This is a genomic window from Salipiger sp. (assembly GCF_059781815.1).
Map to the genome: position 1 here is coordinate 1 of NZ_JBYNAH010000111.1, position 16255 is coordinate 16255.

16 protein-coding genes are annotated in these 16255 nt (G+C 66.9%); 6 read left to right on the forward strand and 10 right to left on the reverse strand.

Features of this window, described 5'->3' with window-relative positions:
• From AC6RA4_RS13925 to AC6RA4_RS13940, 4 genes are all read right to left on the reverse strand, one after another.
• On the reverse strand, window positions 1-509 hold a 509-nt coding region (locus AC6RA4_RS13925; protein ID WP_500161249.1), incomplete at its 3' end, for a DEAD/DEAH box helicase.
• Window positions 510-776: 267 nt separating this feature from the next.
• Entirely contained in the window at window positions 777-1724 is a 948-nt protein-coding gene (locus AC6RA4_RS13930) for a glycosyltransferase family 2 protein (RefSeq protein ID WP_500161250.1), read from the reverse strand.
• A complete protein-coding gene (locus tag AC6RA4_RS13935; protein ID WP_500161252.1) occupies window positions 1721-3430 on the reverse strand; it encodes a glycosyltransferase family 2 protein in 1710 nt (569 codons plus the stop codon). Before AC6RA4_RS13935 ends, AC6RA4_RS13930 begins: the two co-directional genes overlap by 4 nt.
• Before the next feature lie 145 nt (window positions 3431-3575).
• Window positions 3576-3878: a hypothetical protein gene (locus AC6RA4_RS13940; RefSeq protein WP_500161253.1), complete on the reverse strand. Its 303-nt coding sequence runs from the start codon at window positions 3876-3878 to the stop codon at window positions 3576-3578.
• Window positions 3879-4049: 171 nt separating this feature from the next.
• Here AC6RA4_RS13940 and tgt point away from each other — a divergent pair, with 171 nt between their 5' ends.
• Window positions 4050-5177, forward strand: coding sequence for a tRNA guanosine(34) transglycosylase Tgt (tgt, locus tag AC6RA4_RS13945; protein WP_500161255.1), 1128 nt, complete (start codon window positions 4050-4052; stop codon window positions 5175-5177).
• A gap of 117 nt (window positions 5178-5294) precedes the next feature.
• Here tgt and AC6RA4_RS13950 read toward each other — a convergent pair whose 3' ends face one another.
• From AC6RA4_RS13950 to AC6RA4_RS13970, 5 genes are all read right to left on the reverse strand, one after another.
• The gene (locus tag AC6RA4_RS13950; RefSeq protein ID WP_500161257.1) at window positions 5295-6566 is read right to left on the reverse strand and encodes a TRAP transporter large permease; all 1272 of its coding nucleotides are present in this window, start codon (window positions 6564-6566) and stop codon (window positions 5295-5297) included.
• Between the two features lie 10 nt (window positions 6567-6576).
• Window positions 6577-7068 carry a TRAP transporter small permease gene (locus AC6RA4_RS13955; protein WP_500161259.1) on the reverse strand — a complete coding sequence of 164 codons (492 nt, stop codon included), beginning with the start codon at window positions 7066-7068 and terminating at the stop codon, window positions 6577-6579.
• A 60-nt stretch (window positions 7069-7128) separates the two neighbouring features.
• Window positions 7129-8103, reverse strand: a complete 975-nt coding sequence (locus AC6RA4_RS13960) for a C4-dicarboxylate TRAP transporter substrate-binding protein (RefSeq protein WP_500161260.1) — start codon at window positions 8101-8103, stop codon at window positions 7129-7131.
• A 14-nt stretch (window positions 8104-8117) separates the two neighbouring features.
• Window positions 8118-8858, reverse strand: coding sequence for a FadR/GntR family transcriptional regulator (locus AC6RA4_RS13965; RefSeq protein ID WP_500161262.1), 741 nt, complete (start codon window positions 8856-8858; stop codon window positions 8118-8120).
• A gap of 111 nt (window positions 8859-8969) precedes the next feature.
• The gene (locus tag AC6RA4_RS13970; protein WP_500161263.1) at window positions 8970-9860 is read right to left on the reverse strand and encodes a GntR family transcriptional regulator; all 891 of its coding nucleotides are present in this window, start codon (window positions 9858-9860) and stop codon (window positions 8970-8972) included.
• 126 nt (window positions 9861-9986) lie between these two features.
• Here AC6RA4_RS13970 and AC6RA4_RS13975 point away from each other — a divergent pair, with 126 nt between their 5' ends.
• From AC6RA4_RS13975 to AC6RA4_RS13985, 3 genes are read left to right on the forward strand one after another with little or no spacing between them, the layout of a single operon-like run.
• Window positions 9987-10991: a zinc-binding alcohol dehydrogenase family protein gene (locus AC6RA4_RS13975; protein ID WP_500161265.1), complete on the forward strand. Its 1005-nt coding sequence runs from the start codon at window positions 9987-9989 to the stop codon at window positions 10989-10991.
• A complete protein-coding gene (locus AC6RA4_RS13980; RefSeq protein WP_500161267.1) occupies window positions 10988-12094 on the forward strand; it encodes a mannitol dehydrogenase family protein in 1107 nt (368 codons plus the stop codon). Before AC6RA4_RS13975 ends, AC6RA4_RS13980 begins: the two co-directional genes overlap by 4 nt.
• 1 nt (window position 12095) lies before the next feature.
• Entirely contained in the window at window positions 12096-13592 is a 1497-nt protein-coding gene (locus AC6RA4_RS13985) for a UxaA family hydrolase (RefSeq protein ID WP_500161269.1), read from the forward strand.
• 364 nt (window positions 13593-13956) lie between these two features.
• Here the strand turns inward: AC6RA4_RS13985 and AC6RA4_RS13990 are convergent, their stop codons facing one another.
• A complete protein-coding gene (locus AC6RA4_RS13990; RefSeq protein ID WP_500161270.1) occupies window positions 13957-15135 on the reverse strand; it encodes a phosphoglycerate kinase in 1179 nt (392 codons plus the stop codon).
• A gap of 136 nt (window positions 15136-15271) precedes the next feature.
• Here AC6RA4_RS13990 and AC6RA4_RS13995 point away from each other — a divergent pair, with 136 nt between their 5' ends.
• Window positions 15272-15778: a peptidylprolyl isomerase gene (locus AC6RA4_RS13995; protein WP_500161272.1), complete on the forward strand. Its 507-nt coding sequence runs from the start codon at window positions 15272-15274 to the stop codon at window positions 15776-15778.
• Window positions 15771-16255: peptidylprolyl isomerase (locus AC6RA4_RS14000; RefSeq protein ID WP_500161274.1), on the forward strand; the 485-nt coding region annotated here is incomplete at its 3' end. The genes AC6RA4_RS13995 and AC6RA4_RS14000, both read left to right, overlap by 8 nt.

Here is a 16255-nt window from a genome sequence, read left to right on the forward strand (position 1 = left end):
CGCTCGATATCCGGGATGAAGCCCATGTCGAGCATCCGGTCGGCCTCGTCCACCACCATGACCTTCACGTCGGTGAGGATCAGCTTGCCGCGCTCGAAATGGTCGAGCAGGCGGCCGGGGGTGGCGATCAGCACGTCGACGCCCTTGTCGATGAGCTGTTCCTGTTCCTTGAAGCTCACGCCGCCGATCAGCAGCGCCTTGGTGAGCTTCACGTATTTGGCGTAGGTGTCGAAGTTCTCGGCCACCTGGGCGGCCAGTTCGCGCGTCGGGCAGAGCACGAGGCTGCGCGGCATCCGGGCGCGGGCGCGGCCACGGGCCAGCGCGGTGATCATCGGCAGCGTGAAGCTGGCGGTCTTGCCGGTGCCGGTCTGGGCGATGCCCAGAACGTCCTTGCCCTCGAGCGCGTGGGGAATGGCGCCCGCCTGGATCGGCGTCGGCGTCTCGTAGCCCGCTTCTTCAATGGCCTTGAGAACCTTGGGGTTCAGGTTGAGATCAGAAAACTTTGTCATGCGTGTCCGTTTTGGGGTGCGGACACTGAGACTTGGCCCGCGCGTATGGTCCTGGATCGGGCCCGGTTGGCCCCATGCGTGATGGCAGATGCGATCCCGATGTGGCGCCTTGTACCGGAATCACCGGGGAAACGTCAATCAGCGCGGCATTTTGGCGGTCAAATCGTGGGGTTCGGGGGACAGTCGCGCGCCGGTTGTCCCAAAAGACGTGACAGTTGCACCCGATTGCGGGTGTTGTGCGGGCCAGTCCCGGCACTCCGGCCGGGCTCAGGCGCCGGGGAAATGGCGGGCACGAAGGGCGGTCAGGTCCATGCGGTGCCGACGCAGCAGGCCGCGCGCGTCGAGCTGCGCGAGCAGGGAGGGGCGGGCGGTGCAGACCTCGTCATAGAACAGCCGCAGCGCCTCTTCGCCACCGGCGTCCTCGATCATCGCGAAGAGCGTGTGAAGGTTGACGGCATGGTCGCCGCGCGCCTGTGGCTTCAGCTCGGCGCGGTAGGAGCCCTGCGCCAGACGGAAGCGGTAGAGCCGCAGGAAATGATCCCAGTCGGCGGCGTGGAAATGGCCGAGCTCGAGGCCGGTGAGCGCGACCTGCCCGGGGTTGGTTACCCCGTCGAGCTCGACGTTGTGGATGCGGATCTGCAAGCCCTTGGTGCCGGCGCGGAAGAACAGCTTGCCGGCGACATGGCTGAGGAAGCCGCCCGAGAGATGCCTGCCCCAGTTGGGAAAGCAGGCCTCCGTCGCCTGCTGCCGCGCGCTCTGGTCGATGTGGAAGGCCTTGAAGGCGGTCTCTTCCGTGTCGTCGACGGGGGCCAGCGCCTCGACCGGGCGGACGCGGGCGCAGAGGCAGCTCTCGGGCAGGGCGGCGAGTTCCTCGGCCACGGTCCTGGCCACGGGGCCGGAGGGGAGCAGGAACTCGTCGGTGTCGATATGGGCAAGCCAGTCGACCTCCGGCTTGCGGTTGTTGGCGTGGCGGGCATTGGCGCCCTGCCGCGCCTGATGCTTCTTCGGACGCCCGTTGCGCTTGGCCCACCAGGCGTCGTCGGTGCAGAAGACCCGGATCTTGGGATGGGCGGCGAGCCTCTCCTCCGTCTCTGGCGAGTCGTCGTCGAGATAGAGGTAAAGCCGGTGCGCGCCGAGCTCGAGATGCCAGGCGGCGAAATCGAGGATCTCGGGCAGGGTGGCGTTGGTGGTGGTGACGGTGCCCCAGCGGGTCATGGCAGCGCCCCGAAGACCCGCGCCACCGCGGCGTCGGGATCGAAGCGCCTGGTCAGCAGCATGTCATGGGCGGCGAGCCGCGCGCGCAGTTCGGGCGTGTCGGCGCAGACCTCGTCGAACAGCATCCGCAGCCCGTCCTCGCCCTCTTCCTCGGCAAGAAAGGCGATCAGGTTGGCCTGCCCCATCTCGACCCGTTCCGAGCGCGCCCGGTAGGAGCCTTGCGTGCGGCGGAAGGCGAGGTGGTCGCGGAAGTGCTGCCAGCTTGGCGCGTGCAGGTGCGCGAGGTGGATGCCCTCGAGCCTGGCGCGGTTGCTGGCATCCTCGCCGGCGTATTTCAGCGTGTGGATGCCGAACCGGGTCTCGGGGATGCCGGTGCGGGCAAAGACCTTGCCCGAGGTGTGGCTCAGGAAACCGCCATAGAGATGCATACCGAAGGTCGGGTAGATCTCCTGCAGCACGCTCTTGGGCTGCCTGGCGTGGTGATGGGTGCGCTTGAAATGCGCGGGCCAGCCAGTGTCCGAGGCCAGCGCCTCGGCAGGCGCCACGCGGGCGAGCGCATGGCGGGGCGAGACCGCGGCGAGACGCTCGGACACAGGGCCGTCGGGCAGCAGGAACTCGTCGACATCGATATGGCCGAGCCAGTGCAGGCTGTCGGCGCTCTCGCGCAGGGAGCGGGTGGCGTTGTGCACCTGACGCAGCTGGTGCGCCTCGGGGCGCTGCTTGCCGGTGGCCTGCCACCACGCCGCGTCGCAGCAGGTGACGTGGATCTTCGGGTGCCGCGCGAGGAACGCGGGGGACTCGTCGTCGGGCGCGTCGAGATAGAGGTGCAGCGCGTCGGCGCCCAGTTCGAGGTGATGCGCGGCGAAGCGCGCGATCGCCGGAAGCGGTGCCCGGATGGTCGAGACCAGCCCCCAGCGCAGGCTCTCTGCGGTGAGGTCGCGATGCGCCCGAGGCACGGGGGCGGCGTTTTCGCTGCGCCTGTCCGGGGCGCTGCCGGCCTCCTTGCGGGCCTTGCGTTTGCGCATGGTCATCAGACGGCGGAACAGGGTGCGGTCGTCATGGATCAGCAGATCGAGCAGCTGATGGGCGAGGGGGCGGATCACCGGATCGTCCTCGGCCTCCATCCAGAGCCGCCCGATCATGTTGACGTCGAGCCCGCCGGACGCGATCGAATAGGCGTCCATCTCCATCGGGAGGTCCGCCCGGACCCGGCCATCCAGCGGGAAGGCGCGGTCGGGTGGCAGGCCGGAATAGAGCCGCTCGGATTCATAAAGCTTCATGGTGCCGAAGAGCACGGTGAGCGCCAGCCCCACCGAGCGCTGCGTCGGCGTTGTGCCGTGATCGCCGAAGGTGGTGATCGCCGAGACCAGCCAGCGCTGGTTCAGCCGTGCGCGCAGGTGCGCGCCCTGTTCGCGCCACAGCCGCTGAAACAGCGCCGGGATGTGATCGGGAAAACTGCGCTTGCGCAGATGGGCAATGAGCAGGGCGTTGAGAAACACCAGCTCGCTCTCGCCGGCCAGTTCCGTGCGCAGGGCGTGGCGCTTGCGGTGATAATCGGAGCGGAAGGGCGGCGCCTCGGCGGGGTCGTCTTCGGGATCGCCGACGATCTGCGTGGCGAGCGGTGCGAGGTCGAGATCGGGGGGCGGCGGGGCCTCGCCTTCGGCATAGGTGATCTCGTCGCGCCGGCCCTCCATCTGGGTCAGCACGGCGCTGATGCTGCCGGGCCAGGTCGGACGCCTGTCGTGTCTTGTCTCGTCGCTGCTCATGGCGCGGAGAGTGGCGCGGGATCGCACGCCGCGCAATCGCGGCGGCGCGCTTTCCGGGCGTGGTGGTGCAGCGGGGACGCGGGGCTCAGAGCCGCTCGTAATCGCCGAGCATGGTCGGGCAGCGACGATGGGCGTTGGTGAGCCCGCCCGCGGCGCCGTTGCGGATCAGGTGCCAGGTGGGCTTGTAGCCCGCCACCTGCGCCCGCGAGTACGAGCAGCCGCCCGGGGTGACATAGACCTGGCCCTGGTAATCGGCGCCGGGATGCGGGTTCGCGTTGTCGGCGCGCAGGGTCTTCTGGCTCGAGCTGAACACCGTTGAGCCGGCATGGGCCGCCGGGGCGAGCGAGATCATGGCAACAGCGAAGACAAGCGCGAAGGGTCGTTTCATGCGGGGAAAACTCCGTTCCGTTGAGGGTGAACTCAGGATCGGGGAGAGGCGTAAACGCCAGCTATAAATTTACAATGCGCGCTATTTCCTGACGTCACGTCGCCGCGTCGGTCTTGAGGCCCCGGTGCTGCGGGCTTGGCAAAGCCTGCGCTTTGGGGCAGAGCAGGGAGCATGAACACCACCTCCTTCACCCTCCACGCCACCGACGGCAAGGCGCGCACCGGCGTGATCTCGACCCCGCGTGGCGAGATCCGCACCCCGGCCTTCATGCCGGTGGGCACTGCCGCCACGGTCAAGGCGATGCTGCCCGAGCAGGTTCGCTCCACCGGGGCCGACATCTTGCTAGGCAACACCTATCACCTGATGCTGCGGCCCACGGCAGAGCGCATCGCGCGGCTGGGCGGGTTGCACAAGTTCATGAACTGGGAGCGACCGATCCTGACGGATTCGGGCGGTTTCCAGGTGATGAGCTTGGCCGACCTGCGCAAGCTTACCGAGGAGGGCGTCAGCTTCCGCAGCCATATCGACGGCTCCAAGCACATGCTCACCCCCGAGCGCTCGATGGAGATCCAGCGGCTTCTCGGCTCGGACATCGTGATGTGCTTTGACGAATGCCCGGCGCTGCCCGCCGACCGCAGGCGGCTGGAAGAGAGCATGCGCCTGTCGATGCGCTGGGCGCAGCGCTCGCGCGAGGCTTTTGGCGACCGGCCCGGCCACATGCTCTTTGGAATCCAGCAGGGCGGGCTCGAGCCCGACCTGCGGCAGGAGAGCGCCGAGGCACTGAAGGCGATCGGCTTTGACGGCTACGCCGTGGGCGGGCTGGCGGTGGGCGAGGGGCAGGAGGCAATGTTCGCCTGTCTCGACCACGCGCCCGAGCACCTGCCGGTCGACAAGCCGCGCTACCTGATGGGCGTGGGCAAGCCCGACGACATCGTCGGCGCGGTCAAGCGCGGCATCGACATGATGGACTGCGTGTTGCCGACCCGCTCGGGTCGGACGGGGCAGGCCTTCACCCGGCGCGGCGTGGTCAACATCAAGAACGCGCGGCATTCCGACGATCCGCGACCGCTCGATGAGAACTGCTCCTGCCCGGCCTGCAGCGGCTATTCGCGGGCCTACCTGCACCATGTCTACCGCGCCCACGAGATGATCTCGGGCATGCTGCTGACCTGGCACAACCTGCAGTACTTCCAGGACATCATGGACGGCATGCGCCACGCCATCGCCGAGGGCCGCTTCGAGGCCTGGGAGGCGGATTTCCACGCCGGCCGCGCCGAGGGCGATATCGAGCCGCTCTGAGATCAGGGCGCGCCGGTCGCCCGTAGCGCGCCGCCTCCAGACCCCTGCAAAGAACAGCGCCCGCATTCCAAGGGAGAGGAATGCGGGCGCGGCGCTGGTCTTGCCTGAGGGAGGAGATCAGACCAGCGCGAGGGAGAGGGCGGGGATGAAGGTCACCATCATCAGCGCCACCAGCAGGGCCAGCAGGAACGGCCAGCCGCGTTTGACGAACTCGGCGAAGGGCGTCTGGGTCAGGTTGCAGACCAGCAGCATCACCGTGCCGACCGGCGGGGTCAGCGTGCCGAGCGCGAGGTTGAGGATCATCACGATGCCGAAATGCACCGGGTCGATGCCGAGCTGCATCACCACCGGCTTCAGCAGCGGCACGAGGATGATGAGCAGCGCGTTGCCCTCGATGAACATGCCCAGCACCAGCAGGATGACGTTGACGATGAGCAGGAACAGCCAGGGGTTCTGGGTCAGCGACATGATCCACTCGGCCAGCGCCACGCCGGCCTGCTCGAGCGAGAAGATCCAGCCGAGCGCCGAGGACATCATGATCACCAGCAGCACCGCGGCGGTCTGCCGGGCGGTCTGGCTGAAGGCGTCGGTCAGATCGCTGAGCTTCATCTCGCGGTAGACGAAGAGCCCGATCACGATGGTTACCACGGTGGCGATGGCGCCGGCCTCGGTGGGCGTGAAGATCGCGAGGCGGATACCGCCGATGATGACGAGGATCAGCAGGAAGGCGGGCCAGGCGCTGGCCAGCGTGGAGGTGGTCTCCTTGGCGGTGGGCCAGCTGGTGCGCGAGGGCTTGTAGCCGTCCTTCTTGGCGACCCAGTAGGTCGCGGCGATGAGCAGCGCCGCGCAGAGCAGGCCCGGCAGGATGCCGGCCACGAACATCGAGCCGATCGAGACATCGGCCACCAGCCCGTAGATGATCAGCGCGATGCCCGGCGGCAGGATCGGGGTGATCAGCGCCGAGGCGGCGGTGATGGCGGCGGCGGTGCCGCGGTCATAGCCGGCCTTGAGCATGTCGGGCACCAGCATCCGGCACATCATCGCCGCATCCGCGAGGTTGGAGGCCGAGAGCCCGCCCATCAGGGTCGAGAGCATGATGTTGGTATGCCCGAGACCGCCGGTCAGCTTGCCGACCAGCAGGTCGGCGACCTTCAGCAGCCGCGAGGCGATGCCGGTGGTGCCGAGCAGCGTGCCCAGCAGGATGAAGAACGGGATCGCGAGGAGCGAGGGGTTCTGCGTCGGCGCGATCAGGCGCTGCACCGCGATCTGGATCGGGATCTGCTGGAAGAACAGGAAATAGCCGAGGATCGCCGCGAACATCGCGAGGTAGATCCGCATGTTCAGCGCGAACAGCAGGAACATGAAGGGGATGATGATGAACCAGTCCATGTCGCGCGCCTCAGCCCAGATCTTCGGGAGTGTCGTCGACGGGTTCGACGGGGCGGTTCAGGATCAGCATCCCCACCTTCCACAGCATCACCAGCGCGATGCCGATGGCGCCCACGGTCACGGCGATGTCGATCCAGTACCACGACATGCGCAGGATCTGAGTCTTCTTCAGCGCCGCACTCTCGGCCAGCCGGTAGCCCAGAAGCGCCATGTAGCTCAGAAGGCCGATCGAGATCAGCCCGATCACCACGCCGAGCCAGCGGTTGAGCGTCTCGGGCAGCATCATGGTGATGACGTCGATCTTGAGGTGATGGTCCTCGATCTCGCAGGCGATGGCGCCGAGGAACACGATCCAGATCAGCAGGAACGCGGACATCTCCTCGGTCCACTGGATCGGGTTGCCAAGCAGGTAGCGGGCGATCACGGCGGCGGCGGTGATCGCGATCAGCGCAAAGACCAGCAGGCCGGCCAGCGCCGAGACGAGTTTGTAGGAAAACTTCACGAGGAACCTTCGCAATAGAGGATGGCCCGCGCGACGAGGGTCGCACGGGCCGGGGTCGGATTACTGGCCGAGCTGCTCCTGGATCTCTTCGTAGAGACCCTCGGACCATTCGGGGAACTGCTCGTAGACCGCCATCGCCTTTTCCTTGAACGGGGCGACGTCGGGGTAGGTGACGGTGACGCCGGCGGCTTCCATGTCGGCGAGGATCTGCTCGTCGGCCTGGGCGGCAAGCTCCTGGCTGTAGAGGCCGGCCTCATAGCCGGTTTCGTGCAGCATCTCGACGACTTCCGGGTCGAGCGTGTCGAAATAGGCCTGACCGCCGAGCCACAGCGAGGTGTTCTGCAGGTAGGAGATCATCGACAGCTCCTTGGCCTGCTCGTGCAGTTTCTGGCCGAAGAGCACCGGCAGCGGGTTCTCGACACCGTCGATCACGCCCTGGGTCAGCGCCGGGTAGACATCGCCCAGCGGCATCGGGGTCGGCGTGCCGCCCATCGCCTCGATGGCGCGGATCTGCATGATGTTGTTGGGCGTGCGGATCTTCATGCCCTTGAGGTCATCCGGCGTCTCGACCTTCTTGGTCGCGAGCAGCTGGCGGGTGCCGTAGAGGTAGTTCTTGATCACGATGTGGATGCCCTGCTCCTGCAGCGCCGCCTCTTTTTCCTTGAACCAGTCGGATTCGTAGATCTTGAACAGACTCTCGGCGTCATCGGTCAGGTACGGTCCGAACAGGATGCCGAGATCGGGATCGTAATCGGTCAGGAAGCCCACGTCGGCGATGGTGATGACGTTCACGCCGAGCATGCCCTGCTCGATCACGTCCTTCTTGGCGCCAAGCTGCGAGGAGGGGTAGAGCTCGAGCACGACCTCGCCGTCTGAGGCCTCGGCCACCAGCTCTTTCCAGCGGTGCATCACGAGATCAGCGGGCTCGCCCGGGTTGTTCTCGTAGGCGATGCGGACGGTGGTTTCCGCCAGCGCCGGCATTGCCAGCATGATCGCGGTGGTGGCGCCCAGCAGGGCCTTGGTGAGAGTTTTCATGAGACTCCTCCGTGTCACGGTTGATTGGTCGGATGGGGTGTGCGCTGAACCGGCCAGATGGTGATCGGTTCGGAACGCTGCTCGCGGGAGGTCAGCCAGTTGGCCAGAACCTCGCCGGAATGCTGGAAATGGTCGGACAGCGCGGCGCTGAGCGCGGCTGTATCGTGGCTCTCGAGCGCCGCGATGATGCGGTCGTGCTGGGCCTTGGCGGTCGCGGTGTTGAGCTCCTGCGACTTGCCGACCTCGAGATAGTATTTCAGCGGCACCGACAGCACGTCGTACATGCGCGTCAGCACCTCGTTGCCGGCGGCCTGCACCAGCCCGTAGTGAAAATCGTAATCCGCCTGCGCGGCCTCGGCGGCGGTCAGGGCGCCGACCATGCGATCGTTGGCGGCGCGGATCGCGGCAAGCTGTTCGGGCGTGACATGGCAGATCATCAGCGGTGCGGCACCGGTCTCGTTAATGCGGCGGAAGTTCAGCACGTCGGTGAAGCTGCGCGCCGAGGTGTCGAAATGGTCGGTCAGCTCCTGGAACATGATGCCGAAATCCGGCGTCCGCACCTTGGCGCCGCGCTTGGTCTTTTCGATCAGGGACAGGGCCTCGAGATGGATCATCGTCTCGCGGATGGTGTTGCGTGAGACCTCGAACCGTTCTGCGAGTTCGCGCTCGTTGGGCAGGAGATCGCCGGGCTTGTAGCCCTCGGCAATCTCGCGGCGCAGCACGTCGCGAATTTCCTCCACCGTCGATTTGGCCACTTGCTCCTCCTACAGACCGTGACTTTGGTTGGACCATAGGGCCAAAGAAAATCGCGCGTCAAGCGGCCTTTGCGTTGTTTGCGCCAACAGTCGCGGCGTGAGGAGGGGAGGTCAGGACCAGTTGACCGAGGCCAGGAGAGTCTCGCGGGCGGTCTTCAGGTGTTGGTCGAACGCCTCGAGAGCGGCGTTATGCCGGCCCTGCAGAACCGCTTGTATGACAGCGAGATGCTCGCGGATCGCCTCGCGGTTCCGGGCTGTCTCGTCGCGCTTGTTCCATTGGTAGTGGTAGTGGACGATGATCGAGATGCGGTGCGCGAACTCGTCGTAGAAGCGATTGCGCGCGGCGGCGCAGACCAGCCGGTGGAAGCGCGCGTCGAGGGCGGGAAACTCGGTCATCGCCGAATCGTCACGTGCGAGAAGGTTGATGTGCAGTCGCTCCATCTCGACCATGCGGGGCAGGGCAGGATGGTTCGGATCGGAGCAGAGTCTTCGCATCGCCTCGCGCTCGATGAGCTCGCGCATGTCACACATCTCGAGCGCGTAATCGCGGGTGAAGCCGCGGAAGGTCCAGTGTTTGTTGGGGTTCTTCTCGACCAGACCGCTGAGGCGAAAGTTCTGAAGCAGGTCGCGCACCAGCGCGACCGAGATGCCAAGCTGCCGCGCCAGCTCGCTCTCGTGGATCTGCGCGTTGGGTGGCAGGTCGGTGCGCAGGATCCATTCGTGGAACTGGTGCTCGGCGCGCTCTGCCGGAAGTGCCACGTCTTCGGGAGGGAAGCGATCGGCCACGGTGGGGGTGCGCAAAAGCACCTTGCGGCGGCCCTCCCACTCGAGAATTCCAAGGCTTGCCAGATGCGACAGCACGTTGCGCGCGGTGGTGCGCGAGATCGCAAGCTGGGCGCAAAGCTCCGCCTCGGTGCCCAGTTCGCTGCCCGGCTCGAGCCCGGAAAACAGGTCCATCGCCTGATTGGCGGCGGCCTTGAAGGTCTGGTTCTGTCGCGACATGCTGCGCGCCCTCTCGGGTCATCCGTATTTCAACTTGAGCTGAATGTATTTTATTTATAAAAAACCGTAAAGGGGCGCGCGACTCCCTGATCGCTTCCGCGCGCCTTCAGCCGACGGAGGATTCCCATGACCGCGACCGATATGAAGGCTCTGCTCTGCGACGAGCCGGGCAAACTGACCTGCGTGACCCGCCCGCGCCCCGAGGACAAGCCGGGCCATCTGCGCATCCGCATCGAGGCCATCGGCATCTGCGGCACCGATTACCACATCTACGGCGGCAACCAGCCCTTCCTGCAATACCCGCGCGTCATGGGCCACGAGCTCTCGGCCCGGGCGATGGCGGACAGCGCCGACGGCCGCATCAAGGCGGGCGATCTGGTCGTGGTGAACCCCTATCTCACCTGCGGCACATGCCGGGCCTGCAGCATCGGCAAGCCCAATTGCTGTGAGAACATCGCGGTGCTCGGCGTGCATACCGATGGCGGCATGTGCGAGGAGATCGTGGTGCCCGAGGGCAATCTCTACCCGGCGGGCGATCTCAGCCCGCAGGCGGCGGCGATGGTCGAGTTTCTCGCCATCGGCGCCCACGGCGTGCGCCGCTCCGGCCTCGCCGAGGGATCCTCGGCGCTGATCGTGGGCGCGGGCCCGATCGGCGTGGGGGCGGGGCTCTTCGCCCATATCGCCGGCGCCGAGGTCACCTTGCGCGACACCTCGCCCGACCGCCTCGCGTTGGCCAAGGCGATCATCCCGGCGGCGAAGACCGAGCTGGTCTCGGAGATCGCCGACACCGTCTATGACACCGTCTTCGACGCCACCGGCAATATCGGCGCGATGAATGCTGGCCTGAATTATCTCGCCCATGGCGGCAACTACGTGCTTCTCTCGGTGGTGAAGGGCGACCTGAGCTTTGCCGACCCGGAATTCCACAAGCGCGAGACCACGCTTTTCGCCAGCCGCAACGCGCTCAAGGTCGATTTCGAGCACGTTATGGACTGCATGGCCAAGGGGCTCGTGCCCGTCGACAAGATCGGCACCCACCGGACCACCATCGAGGGCGCGGTCGAGGATCTGCCGAAATGGGCCGAGGATCGCGGCAGCGTGGTCAAGGCGCTGATCGAGGTGGCCGCATGAGCGATGTGAAAACCCCCATCGTGCAGTTCGGCACCTCGCGCTTCCTGCAGGCCCATGCCGACCTGTTCTTTTCCGAAGGCACGCCGGAGCGCGCCATCACCGTGGTGCAGAGCTCGGGCGATCCCGCCCGCGCCGCGCGGCTGGGCGCGCTGGCCGCCGAGGGCGGCTTCCCGATCCGGGTGCGCGGCCAGCAGGACGGCAAGGTGGTAGACGAGGAGCGCCGCGTGACCTCGGTCAGGCGCACGCTCTCGACGGCGTCGGACTGGGCCGAACTGTCGCGCGTAATCACCGAGGAGGCCGAGGCGATCCTGTCGAACACCGGCGACTCGGGCTATGAGCCCAAGCCCGCCGACGATCAGGCGCGCCCGGATCAGGCGATGTCCTACCCGGCCAAGCTCTTTCACCTGCTGGCGGCGCGCCATGCGGGCGGGGGCACGCCGCTGACCATCTTCCCGATGGAGCTCATCCCCAACAATGGCCGCGTGCTGAAGGCGCGCGTGCTCGAGATCGCCGCCAGCCAGAAGGCCGACCCGGTCCTGATCGACTGGCTGGACGCCTGTCTCTGGGTCAACAGCCTCGTCGACCGCATCGTCTCGGAGCCCATCGACCCGGTGGGCGCGGTGGCTGAACCTTACGCGCTCTGGGCCATCGAGGCGCAGGACGGGCTGGCTCTGCCGGTCGTGCACCCCTCGGTGCAACTGGTCGAGGATCTCGAAGAGATCGAGCGGCTGAAGCTGCACATCCTCAACCTCGGCCACACCGCGATGGCCGCGTTCTGGATGGCGGGTGACGCCGATCCCGACGCCATCGTGCGAGACCTGCTCTCGGGCGAGGTCGGCGCCAAGGTGAAGGACGTGATGGCAAGCGAAGTGCTGCCGGGCTTTGCCCTGCGCGGGCTTGGCGACAAGGCCGAGGCCTATCTCGCGGTGACGCTGGAGCGCTTCGCCAACCCGTTCCTCGATCACCGCATTGCCGATATCGCGCAGAACCATGGCCAGAAGCTCGAGCGCCGCATCGGCGCGTTCCTGTCGTGGGTGCGCGAGGTGCAGCCCGACTACGCCGCGCCGGTGCTCGACGGGCTTTGCGCCCGCGAGGAGGTCTGAGATGGCCGCCCCCACGATCATGGTGCTCGACCCCACCGACACGGTGGCGGTGGTGCTCTCGGACATGGCGGAAGGCGAGACCCGCGACGGGCTGACCGCGCTCGAGCCGATCCCGCGCGGGCACAAGATCGCCCGCGTGGCGATGGTCGCCGGCGATCCGGTGCTGAAATACGGGCAGGTCATGGCGGTGGCGAGCCGCGATATCGCCGTGGGCGCGCATGTGCACGTGCAGAACTGCGCGCTGCCAGAGGGCAGCCATGGCGTCAGCGCCGTTCAGGCGCGGCTGCCCGAGGCACCGGCGCGCAACACGTTTCAGGGCTTTGCCCGGCCTGACGGGCGGGTCGGCACGCGCAACTATATCGGGGTGATCGCCTCGGTGAACTGCTCGACCACGGTCTGCGATGCCATTGCCGCCGAGGCCAACCGGACGCTGCTGCCGAAATATCCCAATGTCGACGGCTTCGCGCCCATCGTGCACGATCAGGGCTGTGGCATGGCCAACCAGGGCGAGGGGTTCGACGCGCTGGTGCGCACCCTCAAGGGCTATCGCGACCACCCGAATTTCGCCGGCGTGCTGATCATCGGGCTGGGCTGCGAGGTCAACCAGCTGACGCTTTACAAGCCGACCGAGTGGACCAAAGAGCGCTTCAAGACCTTCAACATTCAGGAGGTCGGTGGCTCGCGCTCGGCGGTGAAGCGGGCGCTCGAGCTGCTCGAGCCGATCGCGGCGATGGCCAACGAGGATACGCGCAGCGAGCAGCCGGTCTCGGGGCTCACGCTCGGGATGCAATGCGGCGGCTCGGACGGGTTCTCGGGCATCACCGCCAACCCGGCGCTCGGCGTGGCCTCGGACATGCTGGTGGCGGCGGGCGGAACCTCGATCCTGTCGGAGACGCCGGAGATCTACGGCGCCGAGCACCTGTTGATCGCGCGCGCCGACGCGGGCACGGGCGAGAAGATCGAGGACATGATCGCCTGGTGGCGCGACTATGCCGACCGCAACGGCGCGTCGCTCGACAACAACCCCAGCCCCGGCAACAAGAAGGGCGGGCTGACCACCATCCTCGAGAAATCGCTGGGCGCGGTGGCCAAGGGCGGGCTCGCGCCGCTCTCGGGCGCCTATGCCTATTCCGAGAAGATCGACCGGCACGGCTTTGTCTACATGGACAGCCCAGGCTACGATCCGGTGGCGGCGACCGGGCAGGTGGCCTCCGGGGCCAATCTCATCGCTTTCACCACCGGGCGCGGCTCGTGCTTCGGTGCCAAGCCGGCGCCGTCGATCAAGCTGGCCTCGAATTCGGACCTGGCGCGCTCGATGCCCGAGGATATCGACATCGATTGCGGTGGCGTGGTCGAGCAGGGCGTGTCGCTGACTGAGATGGGGCAGCGGATCTACGACCTGCTTCTCGATACCGCCTCGGGCAAGAAGACCATGTCAGAGGAGTTCGGCTACGGCGACAACGAGTTCGTGCCGTGGAAGATCGGCGCGGTGCTCTGATCCGCGACCAGACGGATGCTTGCGAGAGGCGCGGTGCGGGGAGTGCCGCGCCTCTTTCATCACAGGCGAGTGGAAAAGGGTCGTTCTCTGCTTCCGGCGGCTGAACCTCTCTGGCGCGGAACAAGGCCGAAGGCCGCCGCGCCATCGCCAGCCCGCCCCCGGGGCTGGCGATCTGGTTGGGCTGGGCGCAACGTGTCGAGGTCTTTCGGACTTGGCTGGAATAAATCGAGAGGATCGCCGGTCGGATCGCCATCCCGCGGGCTGGCGACGCCGCGACGGCGCCCGATCGTTTCGCTGGACGCTATCTCCGAAAGAAAAGGGCCGCCCCGGAGGACGGCCCTTTCCACATTCAGTGAGCTCAGGCTCAGCCGAGCGCCGCGACGCCCGGCAGGACCTTGCCTTCCATCCATTCGAGGAAGGCGCCGCCGGCGGTGGAGATGTAGGTGAAATCCTCCGACGCGCCGGCCTTGTTGAGCGCCGCTACGGTGTCGCCGCCACCGGCGACCGAGACCAGCTTGCCCGAGGCGGTGGCCTTCGCCGCATGGGCCGCGGCGGCATTGGTGGCGGTGTCGAAGGGGGCGATCTCGAAGGCGCCGAGCGGGCCGTTCCAGATCAGCGTCTCGGCCCGGTCGATGGCCTGCTCCACATGCGCCACGCTGTCGGGGCCGGCGTCGAGGATCATCGCGTCCGCCGGGCAGTCCTCGGCCTTCACGACCTCCGAGGGCGCGTTCTCGCGGAACTCGCGGGCCACGACCACGTCGCGCGGTAGCAGGATCTCGCAGCCGGTCGAGGCGGCCTTCTCGGCGATCTCCTTGGCGGTGCCGGTCATCTCGTGTTCACAAAGAGACTTGCCCACGTCGATGCCCTGCGCGGCGAGGAAGGTGTTGGCCATGCCGCCGCCGATCACCAGGATGTCGACCTTCTCGACGAGGTTGCCGAGCAGCTCTAGCTTGGTCGAGACCTTGGCGCCGCCGACCACCGCCAGAACCGGGCGCTTGGGCGTGCCGAGCGCCGCTTCCAGCGCCTCGAGCTCGGCCTGCATCAAGCGACCGGCGCAGGCCGGCAGCAGATGCGCCAGCGCCTCGGTCGAGGCATGCGCGCGGTGCGCGGCCGAGAAAGCATCGTTGCAGTAGACATCGCCGAGCTTTGCGTATGTCTTGGCGAGCTCGGGGTCGTTCTTTTCCTCGCCGGGCTCGAAGCGGGTGTTCTCGAGCAGCACCACCTGGCCCTTGTCGCAGGCATCGATCACCACCTCGGCCTCGTCGAGGGTGGTGAAATGCACCTTGGTGCCGAAGGCCGCCTCGAGCGCCGGCAGCAGCATCTTGAGCGACATCTCGGGCACGACCTTGCCCTTGGGCCGGCCGAAATGCGCCAGCAGCACCGGGGTGCCGCCGCGCGCGAGAATGTCCTGCACCGTGGCGCAGACGCGCTCGATGCGGGTGGCGTCGGTGACCTCGCCGTTTTCCACCGGCACGTTGATGTCGACACGGGTCAGCACGCGCTTGCCGTCCAGCTCCATGTCGTCGAGGGTCTTCCAGGCCATCTTGTCCTCCTGTCAAAGCGTTGCCCAAGGTCTGCCCCGAAGCGCCGGCGGGGTCAATGTGCGGGCGTCCCTTGGCATTCGCGCAGGCGCGGATTAAGTCTCGGTCCGTGATATGATGCGCAGGGAGTGATGCGACATGGCCGAGATCAAGGACCCCGAGAACACCATCCTCATGGAGCTGAAGGACGGCACCGTGACCATCGAGCTGCTGCCCGACGTGGCGCCCAAGCACGTGGAGCGGATGAAGGAACTGGCGCGGTCGGGCGCCTATGATGGCGTGGTGTTTCACCGCGTGATCGAGGGCTTCATGGCCCAGACCGGCGACGTGCAGCACGGCAACAAGGACAACGGCTTCAACATCGGCCGCGCCGGCACCGGCGGCTCCGATCTGCCCGACCTGCCGGCGGAGTTCTCCAAGCTGCCGCACGATCGCGGCACGCTGGGTGCCGCGCGCTCGATGAACCCGAACTCGGCCAACTCGCAGTTCTTCATCAACTTCAAGGACAACCACTTCCTCAACGGGCAATACACCGTCTATGGCCGCGTCATCGACGGCATGGCGCATGTGGATGCCATCACCCGGGGCGAACCGCCCGCGGATCCCGACAAGATGGTCAGTGTCAAGGTGGCTGCAGATGCGTAACCTGGTCGCAGCCGGCCTCTGCGTGCTGGCCGCGCCGCTTTCGGCGGCGGGGCTCGACGTGACGGTGTCGGGCGAGGGTGCCAACGGCACCTTCCATATCGACCTCTTCGAGGACGTGGCGCCGAACCACGTGGCGCAGATCACCGCGCTGGCGGACGAGGGCGCCTATGACGGCGTCGCCTTCCACCGGGTGATCGACGGCTTCATGGCCCAGACCGGCGACGTGCAATACGGCAAGATGGGCGCGGACATGCGCATGGCGGGGATGGGCGGCTCGGACCGCCCGGATCTCGCGGCGGAGTTCTCGGACCGCGATTTCGCGCGGGGCGTGGTCGGCATGGCGCGCTCGCAGAACCCGAATTCGGGCAACTCGCAGTTCTTCATCATGTTCGCCCCGGCGCCGCATCTCAATGGCCAGTACACGGTGGTGGGCGAGGTGACCTCGGGCATGGACGTGGTCGACGCGATCAAGCGCGG

What these genes read in the sequence shown, in the direction of transcription:
- AC6RA4_RS13995 (WP_500161272.1), top strand. Translation starts at nt 15,272, where the DNA reads ATGGCCGAGATCAAGGACCCCGAGAACACCATCCTCATGGAGCTGAAG.
- AC6RA4_RS13960 (WP_500161260.1), bottom strand. Translation starts at nt 8,103, where the DNA reads ATGAAAACTCTCACCAAGGCCCTGCTGGGCGCCACCACCGCGATCATG.
- AC6RA4_RS13940 (WP_500161253.1), bottom strand. Translation starts at nt 3,878, where the DNA reads ATGAAACGACCCTTCGCGCTTGTCTTCGCTGTTGCCATGATCTCGCTC.
- AC6RA4_RS13950 (WP_500161257.1), bottom strand. Translation starts at nt 6,566, where the DNA reads ATGGACTGGTTCATCATCATCCCCTTCATGTTCCTGCTGTTCGCGCTG.
- tgt (WP_500161255.1), top strand. Translation starts at nt 4,050, where the DNA reads ATGAACACCACCTCCTTCACCCTCCACGCCACCGACGGCAAGGCGCGC.
- AC6RA4_RS13930 (WP_500161250.1), bottom strand. Translation starts at nt 1,724, where the DNA reads ATGACCCGCTGGGGCACCGTCACCACCACCAACGCCACCCTGCCCGAG.
- AC6RA4_RS13980 (WP_500161267.1), top strand. Translation starts at nt 10,988, where the DNA reads ATGAGCGATGTGAAAACCCCCATCGTGCAGTTCGGCACCTCGCGCTTC.
- AC6RA4_RS13975 (WP_500161265.1), top strand. Translation starts at nt 9,987, where the DNA reads ATGACCGCGACCGATATGAAGGCTCTGCTCTGCGACGAGCCGGGCAAA.
- AC6RA4_RS13990 (WP_500161270.1), bottom strand. Translation starts at nt 15,135, where the DNA reads ATGGCCTGGAAGACCCTCGACGACATGGAGCTGGACGGCAAGCGCGTG.
- AC6RA4_RS13970 (WP_500161263.1), bottom strand. Translation starts at nt 9,860, where the DNA reads ATGTCGCGACAGAACCAGACCTTCAAGGCCGCCGCCAATCAGGCGATG.
- AC6RA4_RS13985 (WP_500161269.1), top strand. Translation starts at nt 12,096, where the DNA reads ATGGCCGCCCCCACGATCATGGTGCTCGACCCCACCGACACGGTGGCG.